Raw genomic sequence first — 15,855 nt, forward strand, 5'->3', positions numbered from 1 at the left:
CCCGGGAGCGGCGCGCCCGGGTGAGCGCCGACGGCCGCGGTGACCCGGAGGCCGGCGGCCGGGTCCCGGGGCGCGCGGCGGGCGTCCCCGGGAGGTCACGCGTCGTCCTCCGGCTCGTCCGGCAGCGTCGGCACCTCGAGCCCCGTCCCGCGGCGCAGCAGCGCGCCGCGCACGAGTGCCCCGGATCCGAACCGGTCCGCCACCGCGTCGACGGCGACGTCGAGCCCGTCCCGCGCCCCGCCGTCGAGGTCCAGCGCCGGCTGCCAGTGGTCGTCGGGCTCCAGGCCGGTGAGGGCCACGCCGACCAGCGTGATCCCGCGCTCGCGGAGCAGCGGCGCGGCCTCGTCGAGCAGCGCCACCGCCGCGGCCCCGATCTGGGCCCCGGACGCCGTCGCGAACGCGAACGACCGTGAGCGCGTGGCCTTCGTGTAGTCGGCGAACCGCAGGCGCAGCACCACCGTCCGCGCCAGGCGGTGGCCGCCGCGCATCCGGCGGCAGACCCGGTCGACCAGGCCCAGCAGCGCGGCGCGGACCTGCGCCGGGTCGTGCGGGCCGCGGCCGAGCGCGCGCTGGGCCCCGACGGAGCCGCGACGGCGCCCGGTCTCGACGCGGTCGGGCGTGCGGCCGTGCACCACGGCGTGCAGGTGCCGGCCCATGGCCGGTCCGAGCGCGTGCTCCAGGACGGAGCGGGGGAGCGCCGCCACGTCCCCGGCGGTCGCGAGCCCGAAGGCGTGCAGCTTCTCGGCGGTGACCGCGCCGACGCCCCACAGGACCTCGAGCGGGAGCGGGTGCAGGAACGCGTCCTCGCCGTCGGGGTCGACCAGGAGCAGCCCGTCGGGCTTGGCGACCCGGCTGGCCACCTTGGCCAGGAACGGCGTCCGGGCCACCCCGACCGTGATCGGCAGGCCGACCTCGTCCCGGACCCGGTCCCGCAGGCGCGCGCCCAGCCGGACGGGCGCCGCGTCGATCCGGTGCAGGCCGCGCACGTCGAGGAACGCCTCGTCGATCGACACGCCCTGCACCGCGGGGGTGGTGTCCCGGAAGATCGCGAACACCGCCTTGCTGGCGGCCGAGTAGGCCTCGAAGCGGGGCCGGACCACGACGAGGCCCGGGCACAGCGACCGGGCCTGCCGCGCGCTCATCGCGGTGCGGACGCCGCGCCGCTTCGCCTCGTACGACGCGGCCAGCACCACCCCGCCGCCGACGGCCACGGGGCGCCCGCGCAGCCGGCGGTCGTCGCGCTGCTCGACGGAGGCGTAGAACGCGTCGAGGTCGGCGTGCAGGATCCCGGCGACGGGGGCGGGATCAACGGTGGCGGGCATAGAACACATGTTCGACCCGGGGTCTGACACGCGCTCGCCCGCGCCCGCTTAGATCGGCGGGCCGTCCATCCGGGTCGCCAGCAGCCCGGAGCCGATCAGCGTGCCGAGCACGGCCCCGCCGAGCCCGAACCCGAGCGCCGCGACGTCGCCGAGCGCGATCAGCCGCACCAGGGACGAGACCAGGAGGGCGGCGCCCCCGAGCAGTGCCCCGAGGCCCACGGCCGCGAGCGCGCCGTCCACGAACGTCGCCCGGCTCGCAGCCGGGTCGAGCAGCCAGCCGAGCCCGAGCGCGGCCGCCGCCGCGACCGGGAGCAGCACCGCGCCCGGCGGGCGGCCGAACCAGCCGGGCACGAGCAGCAGCGCCGTGCCGGCCAGGGCCACGACGGCGAGCCAGCCGGAGGCGGTGGAGACGCCGGTGCGGGAGGCCATGGCAGGTCACGCTAGCGGGCGCGCGGCGGGTCCGCCGTCACCGCGGCGACGGGGCGGTCGCCAGGGCGTGCCCGACGAGCCGGCGCAGCGTCGCCAGCCCGTCGGACGACAGCACGCTCTCCAGGTGCCCCTGCACCGACGCGACCCCGGGGCCGCGCAGCGCGTGCACCACCCCCGCGTTGTCGGTCGCCACCTCCAGCCCGAGCAGCGGCGTCCGGGCCGCCCCCGGACCGTGGTACGCCGCGAATGTGTTGTAGAACCCGATGGCGGCGCGCTCGCCGAACACGTCGACCTCGAGCCGCACGCCCTGCCGCGGCGCGGGCAGCGGCGCGACCGGCAGGCCGGCCTGGAGCGCGAGGACCTGGTGGCTCAGGCACACCGCGAGGAGCGGGTGCCCGCTCGCGAGCCGCCGGGCGAGCAGCTCGTGCAGCCGCGCGACCCGCGGCTCGTCGAGGTGCCGCGCGTCGCCCGGGCCGGGCCCCAGCACCAGCAGGTCGGTGGCCGGGTCGTCGGGGACGTCCTGCCACGGCACCACCCGGGCCTCGAGCCCGAGGTGCCGGAGCTGGTGCGCGAGCATCGTCGTGAACTGGTCCTCGGCGTCGACGACCAGGGCGGTGCGGCCCGCGAGCGCCGGGTCCGGCGCAGCGCCCTGGGGGCGCAGCCAGAACGCGGCCAGCCGGTCGTTCCGCGACGCGAGGGCCGCCGCGACGCCGGGCTCGTCCGCGAGCACCGGAGCGGGTCCCCCCGAACGCGCGGGGGCGAGGGCGCCGATGGCGGTCAGCACCCCGGCGGCCTTGGCGTGCGTCTCGGCGACCTCGCCGTCGGGGGAGGAGTGCCGCACGAGCGTGGCGCCGACCGGCACGGTCACCCGCCCGGCGTCGTCGAGGTAGGCGGTCCGGATGAGGATCGGTGCGTCGACCTCGTACCCCGGCGCCCCGTCCGGCCGGGTCGTGCCGTCCGGCTCGAGCAGGGCCAGCACGCCGGAGTAGTAGCCGCGCGGCGTCGACTCGTGCCGCGCGATGACCGCGCACGCGTTGCCCATCGGCGAGCCGGTCACGGTCGGGGCGAACATCGTCAGCCGCAGCACCTCGCGCACGTCCAGGTCGGTCCGCCCCTCCAGGACGTACTCGGTGTGCGTGAGCCGGGACATCTGCGCGAGGTACGGCCCGAGGATCCGGCCGCCGTCCGGGCAGACCGCGCTCATCATCTTCATCTCCTCGTCCACCACCATGAACAGCTCCTCGCTCTCCTTGGTGTCGGCGAGGAACGCCAGCAGCTCCGCCCCGGTGGGCGGCTGCGCCCCGTGCCGGAACGTGCCGCTGATCGGGTTCATCCGGGCGACGCCGCCCGCGACGGACACGTGCCGCTCGGGGGTCGCGCCGGCGGCGGCGAGCCCGGGCGTGCGGACCGCGAACGTCCAGTACGCGCCCCGCTCGCGCTCCAGCAGCGCGCGCAGCCACCCCAGCACCGCGGGCCCGGGCGCCGACCCCGTCCGGGCCACGAAGTCCCGGCGCAGCACGAAGTTCGCGCCCTCGCCCCGGCCGATCTCGTCCTCGATCACCGTGCGCACCCGGTCGGCGTAGGTGGCGTCGTCGACGTCGAAGCCCTCCGGCTCCACGGGGACGGCGGCCGGGAGCAGCGGCAGCGCCTCCGCGAGCGGCACCCGCTCGCGCTCGCGGACCCGCAGGCAGCGCAGCGGGGCGCCGTCGTCGTGCGCGGCGAACCCCCGCTCGCGCACCTGGCGGAACGGGACGAGCGCGAGCACGGTGCCGCCGTCGAGCGGCACGTCCGCCAGCCGGTCGACGTCGAGGACGTCGCCGACGAGGACGTCGAGCCAGTCCGTGCCGCGGCGGTGCAGGACCGCGAACGGCGTGGCGTCGTCGTCGAGCAGGGAGCTGAGCAGGGAGGTCATCGCGGGTGCCGTTCGGTCGGGGACCGGGTGGTCCCGCCGCGCCCGCGGCCACGACCACCCGGTTCAGGGGCGGTCGTCGACGCGTCGAGGGGTCCGCCTAGGAGGCGGGCCACCAGCTCTGCGTCGTGCACATGGCGGACACGCTACTGCACCGGGGGGAGTGACGGGCCGTGCGCGGCCCCAGAAGCGCTACGGTGCCGCGCATGGCCGTGCTGATCGCCGAGGACCTGCTGCTGCTCCTGCTCGACGACCACCGCGGCGACCTCGCGGTGCGCGACGCGGGCGGTCCTCCCACGGGCTCGGTGCTCGCGGGGGAGGCGGTGCTGGGCGGGGCCGTGCTGCTGGAGCTCGACCTGGCCGGCGCCGTGCAGCTGCGGGGCACGCCGGGCGGGCACGAGGTGGTCGTCACGCCCCGCGCGTTCGAGCCCGGCGGCGTCACCGGTGACCCGGTCCTGCGCGCCGCGGTGCAGCGGGTCGACGAGGCGCCGCGGGATCCCGTCGAGCTGGTGGCGCGCCTGGGTGCCGGCCTGCCGGCCGCGCTCGCGGGACGGCTGGCGGACGGCGGCCCGCTCAGGGTGGTGGCCGGTCCCGTGCCGGGCACGTTCCGCTGGCCCGCCGCGGACGTCTCGCGGGAGTCCGGCGCGCGGCGCGCGCTGTGGTCGGTGCTGGTCGAGGGCGCCGCCCCGGACCGGCGCACCCGGGCCCTCGCCGCCCTGCTCGCGGCCGTCGGGCTCGCGGAGGACGTGCTGCCGCCGGGCCCGGTGCCCGCGGCCGAGGTCGCGCGCCGGGCGGCGTCGCTCGCGGACGGCTGCTGGCCGGCGGCGGCCCTGCAGCAGGCGGCGCTGCGGCTGCGGGCCCAGCAGGGCGCCGGTGACGTGCCGGGTGCGGTCCCGGTGCCCGCGCCGCGGCCGACGACGACGACGCAGGAGGTGGTCGGCGGCCTGCTGGGCGTGTTCGCCGTCAGCCTGGCGGCGGGCGTGGTCACGGGTCTCGCGGCGGGCCTGGCCGAGGGCGCGGCCCGGCGCGCCGCCGACTGACCGCCTGCTGCGAGGGGTCGCCGGCCTGCGAGGTCTTGTCGGGCAACCCCACGGTTTCCTATCGTGGCCGCGTGGACGAGGTGTTCCGGGCACTGGCCGACCCGACACGACGGCTGCTCCTGGAGGAGCTGCGGCGACGCGACGGCCAGACGCTGTTCGAGCTGTGCACCCGGCTGATCTCCGTCCACGGCGTCGTCGTCACCCGGCAGGCGGTCTCCAAGCACCTGGGCGTGCTGGCGGACGCGGGCCTGGTCCGGGCGACCCGCGCGGGGCGGACGACCGTGCACCGCCTCGACCCGGGACCGCTGGCCGGCGTCGTCGGCTGGCTGGACGTCGTGACCGCACCCGCAGCCCCACCCGCACCCACCGAGGAGTCCCCGTGATCATCACCACCGCCTCCGTGTTCGTCGACGACCAGGCCAGGGCGCTCGCGTTCTACACCGACGTCCTGGGCTTCCGACCGAAGACCGACGTGCCGGTCGGTGCCCACCGCTGGCTCACCGTCGTGTCGCCCGAGGCCCCGGACGGCGTCGAGCTCCTCCTCGAGCCGGCCGAGCACCCCGCCGTCGGGCCGTTCCGGGCCGCGCTCGTCGCGGACGGGATCCCGTGGACGAGCTTCGGCGTCGCCGACGTCCGCGCCGAGCACGCGAGGCTCGAGGCGCTCGGCGTGCGGTTCGTCCAGCCGCCCACCGAGGCCGGTCCGGTCGTCGTGGCGGTGCTGGACGACACCTGCGGCAACCTGGTCCAGATCGCCTCGCCGGCGGCCTGACGGGCGGCTGCGGCCCGGGCCTGCGCCCAGCCGCGGCGCCGTCGTGCGGTGGTGGGCTCGGGCGGTGCGCCGCACGATGGCCGGGTGACCGACGACGCCCTGCAGCCTCCGACCTCCGACCGCCGCGACGACGGGTCCGCCGAGCGACCCGACGCCGCCCACTTGCCGCCCGCGGGCGTGCCCGACGACGTCGTGGAGGCCGTCGGCGGGGTGACGGCCGCGTTCGAGGTCGTGGAGCACGCCCGCGGGATGCTCTACGCGTTCCACCGGCTGATCGGCCGGGCCGACGCCGAGCTCGCCGACGCGCTCGACCGGCTCGCCGAGGCGGGGCACCCCGACGTGGCCGACGAGCTCCGGGCCGAGGTCGTCGGCCGGAACGTGCTCGAGGGGCGCTGGACGTTCCAGGTCGTGGAGGACTTCGACGACGGCTACTACCGCGCGTTCGCCGACGCCGAGCGGCGCACCCGCGAGCGCCTGGTGGGCGGCCGGAAGCACGTCTACGAGTCGCAGCTGAAGGAGCGGAACCGCACCCACGGTCGCCCGGGGCACGAGGCGCGGCCCACGGCCTGACCGGCGGCGACGTCGCACGGCGGGGCAGGGCGTGCAACCGCGCTCCCGAGAGGCGCGTTCACACGGACGGACCTAGCGTCGGGTCGAGGCGGTCCGCTAGACGGGCCGCCGCCGTGTCGGTGCAGCAGGGCGCCGGCGCACCGCCCGGTCCGGGTGGGCGCCGCCACCGGCACCTCTCGCGACCGAGGCTCCCGCAGACGACTGCCCCGAGCCCGGGGCGCGGAGGTCGCGATGTTCTTCCACCGTCAAGAGCTGCAGTTCAAAGCCACACCCGACAAGCCGGACGCCGTCTACGCCCGCAAGCTCCAGGAGGTCCTGGGCGGGCAGTACGGCGAGATCACGGTCGCGATGCAGTACGGGTTCCAGTCCTGGAACACGCACCTGCCCGGCAAGTACCGCGACCTGCTGTACGGCATCGGCGCCGAGGAGTTCGGCCACGTCGAGATGCTGGCGACGATGATCGCCCAGCTGCTCGAGAAGGCGCCCATCGGGATCACCGAGGAGGCCGTGCAGAACGACCCGACGATCGCCGCGATCGTGGGCGGCACGGACGTCCAGCACGCGATCGTCGCCGGTGCCGGTGCGCGCCCGGTCGACAGCAACGGCAACCCCTGGAGCGCGGGCTACATCACCGCGAGCGGCAACCTGCTGGCCGACTTCCAGGCGAACGCCAACGCCGAGATGCAGGGCCGCGTGCAGGTGGCGCGGCTCTACCACATGACCGACGACAAGGGCGTGCGGGACATGCTGGCGTTCCTGCTGGCGCGCGACACGATGCACCAGAACCAGTGGATCGCGGCGGCGCGCGAGCTGCAGGAGGAGGGCTTCGAGGGCATCCCGACCCCGAGCAACTTCCCGATCGACCAGGAGCACCGCGAGGTGTCCTACCAGTACATCAACTTCTCGAACGGCACGGACGCCGACAAGGGCTCCTGGGCCTCCGGCCCGACCCCGGACGGCCTCGGCGAGTTCAGCTACGTCGCCGAGCCCCCGGCCGGTGTGCCGATGCCGCCGCCCACGCAGCCCGACCCGCGGCTGTACGGCACCACCCCGCTCCCGAACACGGCCGAGAAGGTCGCCGGGAAGCTCAAGGACACCTTCAAGAGCGAGTGAGGAGGACGCGATGAGCACGAACGACAGCGGCGCCGCCGCAGCGGTGGGCACCGCGAAGGAGCAGGCGTCCGGACTGGCGCACGCGGCGGCCGACAGCGGGCAGGGCGTGCTGCACGAGGCGAAGGACCAGGCGGCGGACGTCGTCCAGGAGGCGAAGGGCCAGGCCCGGGACCTGCTGGGCGAGGCGCGCGCGGGCCTGACGAGCCAGGCGTCCGACCAGCAGGCGCGGGCGGCGTCCAGCCTCCGCTCGCTCGGCGACGAGCTGGGCCGGATGGCCGACGGCTCGGAGCAGGGCGGGCTCGCGGCGGACCTCGTGCGCCAGGTGGCCGGGCGCACCGGCTCCGTGGCGACGTGGCTCGAGAACCGCGAGCCGGGCGACGTGCTGGGCGAGGTCACCGACTTCGCGCGGCGGCGCCCCGGGGTGTTCCTGGCCCTGGCGGCCGGCGCGGGCGTCCTCGCGGGCCGGCTGACCCGCGGGCTCAAGGACGCGCCGGCGTCCGGCGGCGGCACCGGTTCGACCGGGGCCTCCGGCGCGACCGGGACCTCCGGTTCGACCGGCTCGTCCCTGCCCGGCGCCACCACCGGCCTGTCCACCCCCACCGCGGGCTCCGCGGGCGGGTCGCCGGCCGCCACCACCCAGGACCTCACGCCGGCGGTCGCGGCCGCGGGCGGGCCGGGCGTGGTCGCGGGCGGCACGGCCGAGGTGACGGACGTCGACGCCGAGTTCGGCGGGCAGCACCGCGAGCCCGGGCCGGCCGACGAGGGCGGCCTCGGCTCCGAGCAGCAGGCGTGGGCGGCGGCGGGCGGCGACGCCCCGGTCGCCCCGACGCCCGGCCACCTGCCGTCGACGGACGACTCCGGCACCGCGGGCGGCGACCCGCTGGCCGGCCTCCGCCGCGAGGACCAGCCGTGACCGGGCCGGGGGACCCGACCGTCGCCGCGGCCCCCGGCGCGGGCCCCGGTGGTGCGGGCACGGGCGGCACGGCGGGCGTCCCTCCCCTGGGAGACGCACCCGGGTCGGCGCCGGCGGGGACGGCACCGGCCGGGGCGGGCGGCGAGCGCCCGTCGCTCGGCGACCTGATCGGCAACGTCACGCAGGACCTGTCGGCGCTGGTGCGCCAGGAGGTCGAGCTGGCCAAGGCCGAGCTGACGCAGTCGGCCAAGCGGGCCGGCCGGGGCAGCGGGATGCTCGCGGGGGCGGGCGTCGCGGGGCACTTCGTCCTGCTGTTCCTGTCCATCGCACTGTGGTGGGCGCTCGCCCACCCGCTGGGCCACGCCTGGTCGGCGCTGGTCGTGGCCGTGGTCTGGGGCGTGATCGCGGCCGTGCTCGCGCTGCGCGGTCGCTCCGAGCTGCAGCGCGTCAAGGGCGCGCCGCGCACGGCGGAGACGGTGAAGAAGATCCCGAACGCCCTCAAGGGTGACGAGGAGGCGAACCATGAGTGAGAACCCGGACGAGATCCGTGCGCGGATCGAGGCGACCCGTGCCGACCTGAGCGCGAACGTGGACGCGGTCGGCGACGCGCTGGACCCGCGCCAGGTGGCGCACCGCCAGGCGGACAAGGTCCGCAGCAAGGTCGGCTCGGTCCGCGACCGGGTCATGGGCACGGTGCACGACGCCCGCGACACCGTGAGCGGGGCGACGGGCAGCGCGTCGGGCTCGGCGCACTCCGCCGCCGACTCGGCGAGGAGCGCGGCGCACGGGCTGGCCGAGGGCGTGCAGGGCGCGCCGTCGACCGTCGCGCGGCAGGCGCAGGGCAACCCCCTCGCCGCGGGCCTGATCGCCTTCGGCGTCGGCTGGCTGGCGGCGTCGCTGCTGCCGTCCTCGCAGAAGGAGCAGCAGGCGGCCCAGGCGGTCAAGGACCAGGCGCAGCAGCTGGCGCCGCAGGTCAAGGGGGCCGCGGGCCAGGTCGTCGACGAGCTGCGCGAGCCGGCGCAGCAGGCCGTCGACCAGGTCAAGGAGCGCGCTGCCGAGGCCGTCGGCTCCGTCAAGGAGCAGGGCACCCAGGCGGCGAGCGACCTGAAGGACCAGGCGCAGGACTCGGCCCAGGAGGTGCGGCAGGCCCCGCAGCAGGGCTGACCCGCACGACGACGCCGCCCCGGGAGCACGCCGCTGCCGGGGCGGCGTCGTGCCGTCCCGGCGCGGCCCGGCCCCGGCGCGTGCGGGTGACGGCACCGGCGCGCCGGTGACGTGCGGCGACGCGCGGGGTACAGTCCCGCCGTCGTCCGAGGAGGGGCACCGTGCAGCGCAGCATCGTGGAGGAGCTCGGCGAGCGGCTCGCCGCGCCCGAGGAGTTCGGGAGCGAGGCCCTCGTCGCGTGCGACGCCGTGGTCCGCATCTTCCGGTCCGGCGGCGTCGAGGTGCAGGCCCTCCAGGGGCTCGACCTGCTGGTGCACGCGGGGGAGATGGTCGCGGTCGTCGGGGCGTCGGGCTCCGGCAAGTCCACCCTGCTGCGGATCCTGTCCGCCGCCGACGCGCCGAGCGCGGGCCGGGTCCGCGTCGGGCGGTGGGACCTCGGGGCGCTGAGCGCGCGGGACCGCGTGACCTACCGGCGCACGGTGGTGGGGACCGTCCGGCAGCAGACCGCGCGCAACCTCGTGCCCTACCTGAGCGCGCGGCAGAACGTCGCGCTCCCGCTCACGCTCGCGGGGGTGCCTCGCGGGCAGCGGGCCGCGCGGGTGGGCGAGCTGCTGGAGCTGGTCGGGCTCGCCGACGCGGGCGGGCGGCGGCCCGCCGAGCTGTCCGGGGGCGAGCAGCAGCGGGTCGCGATCGCGGTCGCGCTCGCCAACCGGCCCCGGCTCCTGCTCGCCGACGAGCCGACGGGCGAGCTCGACACCGCCACCGGCCAGCAGGTGTTCGACGCGCTGCGCGCCGCCCAGCGGGACGCGGGCACCACGGTCGTGGTCGTGACGCACGACCCGGCGGTGAGCGGGCAGGTGGAGCGCACGGTGGCGATCCGGGACGGGCGGACCAGCAGCGAGGTGCTGCGGCGCGCGCACGTCGGCGAGGACGGCGCGTCGGCCGTCGTCGCCGAGGAGTACGCGGTGATGGACCGGGCCGGGCGGGTCCAGGTGCCGCGGGAGTACCGGGAGGCGCTCGACCTCACCCGCCGGGTCCGGCTCCAGCTCGAGGCGGACCACGTCGCGGTGCGGCCGGACTCCGCCGCGGGACCGACCGGCCCGGGCGACCACGGTGCCGCCGCGCCGGCCCGGCGGCGCCGGCACGGTGCCGCGTGACCGGGTCGACCGCGGCCGCCGGGACCCCGGACGGGGCGGTGGCGGGGTCCGGCGCCCCGACGGCCGCGGCCCCGGCGACCGCGCCGCTGGTCCGCGTCCGCGGCGTGCACCGCACCTACGGCTCGGGTCGCGCCGCCGTGCACGCGCTGCGGGGCGTCGACCTGGACGTGGCACCGGGCGAGCTCGTCGCCCTGGTCGGCCGGTCCGGCTCCGGCAAGACGACGCTGCTCAACGTGGTCGGCGGGCTGGACCGCCCGGACGCCGGGACGGTGCACGTCGACGGGACGGACGTGACCACGCTCGACGCCGCGGGCCAGGTCCGGCTGCGCCGGGACGTGGTCGCGTTCGTGTTCCAGACGTTCGGGCTGGTCCCGGTGCTCAGCGCGGCGGAGAACGTCGCCGTGCCCCTGCGGCTGCGCGCGCTGCCGGTCGCCGACCGCGAGCGCCGGGTGGCCCTGCTGCTGCGGCTCGTGGGGCTGGACGGGCACGCCGGGCTGCGGCCGGACGAGCTGTCCGGCGGGCAGCAGCAGCGCGTCGCGATCGCCCGCGCGCTGGCGGGGTCGCCGCGGCTGCTGATCGCCGACGAGCCCACCGGCCAGCTCGACACCGAGACCGGCCTCGCGGTCATGGCGCTCATCCGGGCGGTCGTCGAGGCGGAGGGCATGGCGGCGGTCGTGTCGACCCACGACCCGGTGATGATCGGGCTGGCGGACCGGGCGGTGCGCCTGGTCGACGGGCACGTGCTGCCCGCATGAGCGCCGCCTGGGCCCGGGAGGTGCCCGCGCTGGCGCTGCACCGCGCCCGGGCGCAGGCGCCGCTGCTCGCGGCCGTGATCGCGACCGCGCTGGTCGCCCTGACGGTGCTGGCGGCGTGCGGGCTGCTCCTGACCGCCGGCCGCCGGGACGCGCTGGACGCGGCGCTCGCCGCCGCGGGCACCAGCGGCACCCAGGTGGTCGCCCGGGTCGTGCCGCCCGTCGGGGCGGACGCCGCGGACGCCGACGACCTGGCGCCCGCGGTGGCGGCCGTCGTCGCGGACGCGCTCGCGCCGCTGCCCGCGGTCGCGTCCACCTGGACCGAGTCGCCCCTGCTCGCGCTGCCCGACGACGGCTCGGACGACGCGGGCTACGCGTACCTGACCGACGCCGCGGACCTCGCGGACGCCGCGCGCCTGGTGGCAGGGTCCTGGCCCGGGGACGCCGGGGCCCCCGGGGACGCCGGGACGGCCGCGGGCGGGACGGCTCCCGTCGACGTCGCCGTCCCCGCGGCCGCCGCCGCGACTCTGGACCTCGTCCCCGGGGAGACCGTCGACCTGGCACCGTCGCCGGACGCGCCCGCGGCGGCACCGCGGACGACGGTCCGGGTCGTGGGCGTGTTCGAGCCGCTCGGCCGGGGCGACGCCGGGACGCCGGTGTGGCAGCGCGACCTGCTCGGGGGTGCCGGGGTCGACCCGGAGCACCCCCGGCCGGGCACCTCGGGCCGGAAGCTGTCGCCCGCGTACGGGCCCCTCGTGGTCGCGCCCGGTGCGCTGCCCGCCGCGGGGACCGGCGTCGGGGTCGTGACGGTGACGCTGCGTCCGGGCACCGCAGGCGTCGCCGTCGCGGACCTGGAGCAGGCCGGCCGGGACGTCGCCCGGCTGCGCCCCGCGCTCGCCGACGCGCTCGGCGACCGTGCGGACCGCGCGGTGGTCCGCACCGCGTTCCCGGCGACGGTCCGCGCGGTGGCGACCCAGCACGCCGTGGCGGGGGCCGCGGCGCTGACCGCGGGGCTGGTCGGCGTCGCCCTCGCGGCGGCCGCGCTGCTCCTCGCGGGCCGGCTGCTGGCCGCGCGCCGCGCCCCGGAGCGCGCGCTGCTGCTGGACCGCGGGGCGGGCCGGGGTCAGCTGCTCGGCCTGGCGCTCGGCGAGGCGGCGGCGGTGGTGGCCGTCGCGGCGGCGCTGGCCGTCCCGCTCGGCCTGGCGGCGTACCGGGCGCTGACGGCGGTGCCGCTGGTCGCACGCTCGGGCGTGGGCGCGCCGGACGGGGTACCCGGTTCCCTCGTGGCCACCGTCGGCGCGGGCGCGGCCGGCCTCCTGCTGGCGCTCGTGGCGCCGGCGGCACGGCCACCGGGGGGCCGGCGACGCGGAGGCACGGCGTCGCGGCTGGCCCGGTCCGGCGGGGACCTGCTGCTGGTGGCCGTCGCGGTGCTCGCCGCGGTCCGGCTCCGCGCAGGCGGCGCCACGGACGCCGTCCGGGTGCTCGCACCGGTCCTCGTGCTGGTCGCGGCGTCGGTCGTCGTGCTGCGGGTCGTGCCGCTGCTGGCGCGGCCGGCCGAGCGCGCCGCGCGGCGGTCGCGGCGGTTCGTGCTGCCGCTGGCGGCGCTGGACGTCGCGCGCCGGCCCCGGGCCGCGGTCGCGCTGCTGCTCCTCGTGCTCGCCGCCGCGGGCGCCACCGCCGGCGCGGGGTGGGCGGCGACCTGGTCCCGGTCCCAGGTCGAGCAGGCCGAGGCCCTGGTGCCCGCGGCCGTGGTCGCGGCCGACGTGCCCGGCTCTCCCACGGCGCAGGGCGCCCTCGTCCGGTCCGCGACCGACGGCGCCGCGCTGCCGGTGACGGACCGGGTGACCGGGTTCGGTACGCTCGCGGTGTCCGGGCCCGAGGACGCCGAGCCCCGGCTGCTCGCCGTCGACACCGCGGCCGCTGCGCTCGCCGGGCGGTTGCCGGCCGGGACGACGTGGTCCGGGCTGACGGCGGGCCTCGCCCCGCCGGACGACGAGCTCGCGGCGGCGCTGCCGTTCGCCGCCGAGGGCGGGGACCTCGCGGTGCGGGTCTCGGGGACGACCGGCAGCGCGTACCCGATGGCGGTCACGCCGACGCTCGTGCTCGACGACGGGCACGGGGTGCGGGTGCGCGTCGCGGGGGAGCGGGTGCCGCTCGACGGCGTGGAGCGGACGGTGCGGCTGACCACGCCGGGCGGGTTCGCCGCGCCGGACGGCGGTGCCCGGGTGCTGGCCGTCGCGCTGCAGGTGGCGACCGACGCCGTGCTGGAGGAGGGCGTCGGCGGCCTGGCGGACGTCGACGTGGCGGTGGGCTGGGACCTCCCGGCGGGCGCCGACGAGCCGGCGGCCGCGGCGGGCGGGTGGTCCGCGCGCCCGACCGACGCGACGCTCCGGAACCAGTCCCTCGCGGAGCCCGCGGTGACTGTGGCATCCGGCATGCTGCGCGGCACCGCCGAGGTCGACGTGTCGCGCGCGTCCTACCTGCCGACCGTGCTCGTGCTCACGGCGTTCGCCCCGGCCGCCGAGCTGCCGGTGGCGGTCACCGCGGACCTCGCGGCCGGCGCGGGGCTGGCGCCGGGCGACCCGCTCCAGGTCGCGGTCGGCGGGACGGCGTTGCCCGCGACCGTCGCCGCCGTCGCCCCGTACCTCCCGGGCGCGGTCGACGGCCCCGCGGTGCTCGCGGACCTGCGCACGCTGTCCCGGGTCGCGATCGGCGAGGCCGAGACCGCGTCCCTGGTGGACGCGTGGTGGCTGCCCGCGGGCGGCGACGTGGCCGCGCTGCGCGACGCGGGTGCCGCCGTGACGTCCCGCGCCGAGGTCGCCGACGACCTCCGGGGCGGCCCGCTCCGCGTCGGGGTGCTCGCGGCGCTCGGGCTGCTCGTCGTCGCCGCCGTCGCGCTCGCCCTCGTCGGCACCGCGCTGCACGCCGCCGAGACGGCCGAGGACCGCGGCCCGGAGGTGGCGCGGCTGCTCGCCGTCGGGGCCTCGCCGCGCGCGGTGGCCGGCACCCACGCGGTGCAGCACGTGGTCGTGGACGTCCTCGCGGTGGCCGCGGGCACCGCGGTGGGCGCCGTCGCGGTCCGCGCGCTCGCTCCGGCGCTGACGATCTCGGCGACCGGGGGCCGGCCGGTGCCGGACGCGCTGGCCGTGTGGTCGTGGCCCGTCGCGGGCGGGATCGCGGCGGTGCTGCTCGCCGGGTCGGCCGCGGTGGTGCTGCCGGTCGTGACGGGCCTGGTCCGCCGGGCGTCCGCCGCGCACCTGCGGCTCGGGGACGCCGAGTGACCGGCCGGCACCGCACGCGCGCCCCGCGGCGGCGCGCGGGCCTCGACCTCGCGACGCTCCCGCGCCGCGCCGCCGCGCAGGCGGGCCCGCTGACCCTGGTGGCGGTCCTCGTCGCCCTGGTGGTGGCGCTGGTGGCGGCCGTGCCGCGGGCGGTCGCGCGGGTGTCGGACGCGGCCGTGCAGGCCGCCGTGGCTCGGGCCGGCACGGACGCGGACCTGGTGGTGACGACGGCGACGGCGTTCACGGAGACCGGGCAGGGGTACGACGGGTCCGCCGAGCTCTCCCGGGAGGCCGCGGACCAGATCGCCACCGGGCTGGCCCCGCGGCTCGGGGACGTGCTGCGCGACGCCCTGGTCTCCACCGCCTCGGCGCCGCTGTCCCTCGCGGTGGCGGCGGACGACCCGGCCGCGCCACCGGGCGAGGTGACGCTGCGGCTGGTGTGGACGCCGGCGGAGGGCGCGGTGACGTGGGTCTCCGGGACGGGACCTGGTGCCCCGCCGGAGCGGCCCGCCCCGGGTGCGGACGGCGGCGCAGTGGACGGCGGCGCGGGGGACGGCGCGGCGGGGAACGGCGCTGCGGCGGACGGCGGCGTGACCGAGCCGGCGCCCGTACAGGTCGCGCTGTCCGAGGCGGTGGCGCGCGCGGTCGGCGCGACGACCGGCGACCCGCTGCACCTGACCGCGTCCGACGGCGGGCCGGTCGAGGCGGTGGTGTCGGGCGTGTACCGGCCCGTCGACCCCGCCGCCGCGACGTGGCACGACGCGCCCGACCTCCTCGACCCGAGGGTGTCGACGACCGGCCCGGCCACGAGCACCGCCGCGGCCGCCCTGCTCTCGGACGACTCGCTGGCCGCGGCGGTGGCGGCGGTCGGGCCGCGCGAGGTGCAGCGCACCGTCCGGGTCGCGCTCGACCCGGCGCGGGTCGGCGTGGCGGCGGGCGACCGGGTGCTCGCGGAGCTGCCGGCCCTGCAGGCCTCGCCCGGCACCATCGGCTGGGGCGCGGCCGGCGGATCGCTGCACTCCAGCGCGCTGGGCGTGCTGCGGGCGGCCGCGGCCGACCTCGCGGCCGCGCGGGCCGCCGCGACGTCGCTCGTGGTGGGCGGGGTGGTCGTGGGGGCGCTGCTCCTCGTCCTGACCGCGGGGCTGCTCGCCCGGCGGCGGGCGGGCGAGCTCGCCACCCGGCGCACCCGGGGCGCCGCGCTGCCGGCGCTCGCCGTCGAGCTCGGGGCGGAGGCGGTCGTCGTCGTCGGGGTCGGGGCGGTGGCGGGCATGCTCGCGGCCGGTGCCGTCGTGCCCGGTGCCGTGCCGGTCGGCGTCGTGCTCGCGCTCGCCGGGGTCGCGGCCCTCGCGCTCCCGGTCGCCGCGCTGCGCGTGGCGCACGGTGCCGCGGACCCGGGACGCCGGCGCCGCGCGGGCGGGCGGGCGGACGCCCGGGTC

At 78.9% G+C, this 15,855-nt stretch carries 14 protein-coding genes and 1 pseudogene; 12 read left to right on the forward strand and 3 right to left on the reverse strand.

Annotated elements, in window-relative coordinates:
- Nucleotides 1–95: 95 nt before the first annotated feature.
- From dinB to J5O08_RS13235, 3 genes are read right to left on the reverse strand one after another with little or no spacing between them, the layout of a single operon-like run.
- Nucleotides 96–1,322: a DNA polymerase IV gene (dinB, locus tag J5O08_RS13225; RefSeq protein WP_218707352.1), complete on the reverse strand. Its 1,227-nt coding sequence runs from the start codon at nucleotides 1,320–1,322 to the stop codon at nucleotides 96–98.
- Nucleotides 1,323–1,370: 48 nt separating this feature from the next.
- Nucleotides 1,371–1,751: a hypothetical protein gene (locus tag J5O08_RS13230; protein ID WP_218707353.1), complete on the reverse strand. Its 381-nt coding sequence runs from the start codon at nucleotides 1,749–1,751 to the stop codon at nucleotides 1,371–1,373.
- Between the two features lie 37 nt (nucleotides 1,752–1,788).
- A complete protein-coding gene (locus J5O08_RS13235) occupies nucleotides 1,789–3,663 on the reverse strand; it encodes an anthranilate synthase family protein (protein ID WP_218707354.1) in 1,875 nt (624 codons plus the stop codon).
- 203 nt (nucleotides 3,664–3,866) lie between these two features.
- On the opposite strand from J5O08_RS13235, the gene J5O08_RS13240 reads away from it, so the two are divergent.
- From J5O08_RS13240 to J5O08_RS13295, 12 genes and pseudogenes are all read left to right on the forward strand, one after another.
- Nucleotides 3,867–4,700, forward strand: a complete 834-nt coding sequence (locus J5O08_RS13240) for a GPP34 family phosphoprotein (RefSeq protein ID WP_218707355.1) — start codon at nucleotides 3,867–3,869, stop codon at nucleotides 4,698–4,700.
- Between the two features lie 71 nt (nucleotides 4,701–4,771).
- Nucleotides 4,772–5,083 (forward strand): helix-turn-helix transcriptional regulator, encoded by a 312-nt coding sequence (locus tag J5O08_RS13245; RefSeq protein WP_218707356.1) that lies wholly within the window; start codon nucleotides 4,772–4,774, stop codon nucleotides 5,081–5,083.
- Nucleotides 5,080–5,469 carry a VOC family protein gene (locus tag J5O08_RS13250; RefSeq protein WP_218707357.1) on the forward strand — a complete coding sequence of 130 codons (390 nt, stop codon included), beginning with the start codon at nucleotides 5,080–5,082 and terminating at the stop codon, nucleotides 5,467–5,469. Before J5O08_RS13245 ends, J5O08_RS13250 begins: the two co-directional genes overlap by 4 nt.
- A gap of 99 nt (nucleotides 5,470–5,568) precedes the next feature.
- Nucleotides 5,569–6,039: a hypothetical protein gene (locus J5O08_RS13255; protein WP_374225978.1), complete on the forward strand. Its 471-nt coding sequence runs from the start codon at nucleotides 5,569–5,571 to the stop codon at nucleotides 6,037–6,039.
- Nucleotides 6,040–6,270: 231 nt separating this feature from the next.
- Nucleotides 6,271–7,152, forward strand: a complete 882-nt coding sequence (locus tag J5O08_RS13260; RefSeq protein ID WP_217616091.1) for a manganese catalase family protein — start codon at nucleotides 6,271–6,273, stop codon at nucleotides 7,150–7,152.
- A gap of 10 nt (nucleotides 7,153–7,162) precedes the next feature.
- A complete protein-coding gene (locus J5O08_RS13265; RefSeq protein ID WP_218707358.1) occupies nucleotides 7,163–8,065 on the forward strand; it encodes a hypothetical protein in 903 nt (300 codons plus the stop codon).
- An 86-nt stretch (nucleotides 8,066–8,151) separates the two neighbouring features.
- Entirely contained in the window at nucleotides 8,152–8,595 is a 444-nt protein-coding gene (locus J5O08_RS13270) for a phage holin family protein (RefSeq protein WP_374225979.1), read from the forward strand.
- On the forward strand, nucleotides 8,588–9,229 hold the full coding sequence (locus tag J5O08_RS13275) for a DUF3618 domain-containing protein (protein WP_218707359.1): 642 nt from the start codon (nucleotides 8,588–8,590) through the stop codon (nucleotides 9,227–9,229). Before J5O08_RS13270 ends, J5O08_RS13275 begins: the two co-directional genes overlap by 8 nt.
- 161 nt (nucleotides 9,230–9,390) lie before the next feature.
- Nucleotides 9,391–10,386, forward strand: a complete 996-nt coding sequence (locus tag J5O08_RS13280; RefSeq protein ID WP_308281605.1) for an ABC transporter ATP-binding protein — start codon at nucleotides 9,391–9,393, stop codon at nucleotides 10,384–10,386.
- A gap of 38 nt (nucleotides 10,387–10,424) precedes the next feature.
- Nucleotides 10,425–11,141: an ABC transporter ATP-binding protein gene (locus J5O08_RS13285; protein WP_218707368.1), complete on the forward strand. Its 717-nt coding sequence runs from the start codon at nucleotides 10,425–10,427 to the stop codon at nucleotides 11,139–11,141.
- Nucleotides 11,138–14,419 (forward strand): FtsX-like permease family protein, encoded by a 3,282-nt coding sequence (locus tag J5O08_RS13290; RefSeq protein ID WP_218707360.1) that lies wholly within the window; start codon nucleotides 11,138–11,140, stop codon nucleotides 14,417–14,419. The genes J5O08_RS13285 and J5O08_RS13290 overlap by 4 nt, the downstream gene beginning before the upstream one ends.
- Nucleotides 14,416–15,855: pseudogene (locus J5O08_RS13295) on the forward strand (hypothetical protein); the annotation flags it as partial. The gene J5O08_RS13290 and the pseudogene J5O08_RS13295, both read left to right, overlap by 4 nt.

The organism is Cellulomonas sp. PS-H5 (assembly GCF_019265565.1).
Taxonomy (GTDB): Bacteria; Actinomycetota; Actinomycetes; order Actinomycetales; family Cellulomonadaceae; genus Cellulomonas.

Coding starts and splice junctions, on each gene's coding strand:
- J5O08_RS13240 (WP_218707355.1), top strand. CDS start 3,867: ATGGCCGTGCTGATCGCCGAGGACCTGCTGCTGCTCCTGCTCGACGAC.
- J5O08_RS13290 (WP_218707360.1), top strand. CDS start 11,138: ATGAGCGCCGCCTGGGCCCGGGAGGTGCCCGCGCTGGCGCTGCACCGC.
- J5O08_RS13230 (WP_218707353.1), bottom strand. CDS start 1,751: ATGGCCTCCCGCACCGGCGTCTCCACCGCCTCCGGCTGGCTCGCCGTC.
- J5O08_RS13260 (WP_217616091.1), top strand. CDS start 6,271: ATGTTCTTCCACCGTCAAGAGCTGCAGTTCAAAGCCACACCCGACAAG.
- J5O08_RS13265 (WP_218707358.1), top strand. CDS start 7,163: ATGAGCACGAACGACAGCGGCGCCGCCGCAGCGGTGGGCACCGCGAAG.
- J5O08_RS13275 (WP_218707359.1), top strand. CDS start 8,588: ATGAGTGAGAACCCGGACGAGATCCGTGCGCGGATCGAGGCGACCCGT.
- J5O08_RS13235 (WP_218707354.1), bottom strand. CDS start 3,663: ATGACCTCCCTGCTCAGCTCCCTGCTCGACGACGACGCCACGCCGTTC.
- dinB (WP_218707352.1), bottom strand. CDS start 1,322: ATGCCCGCCACCGTTGATCCCGCCCCCGTCGCCGGGATCCTGCACGCC.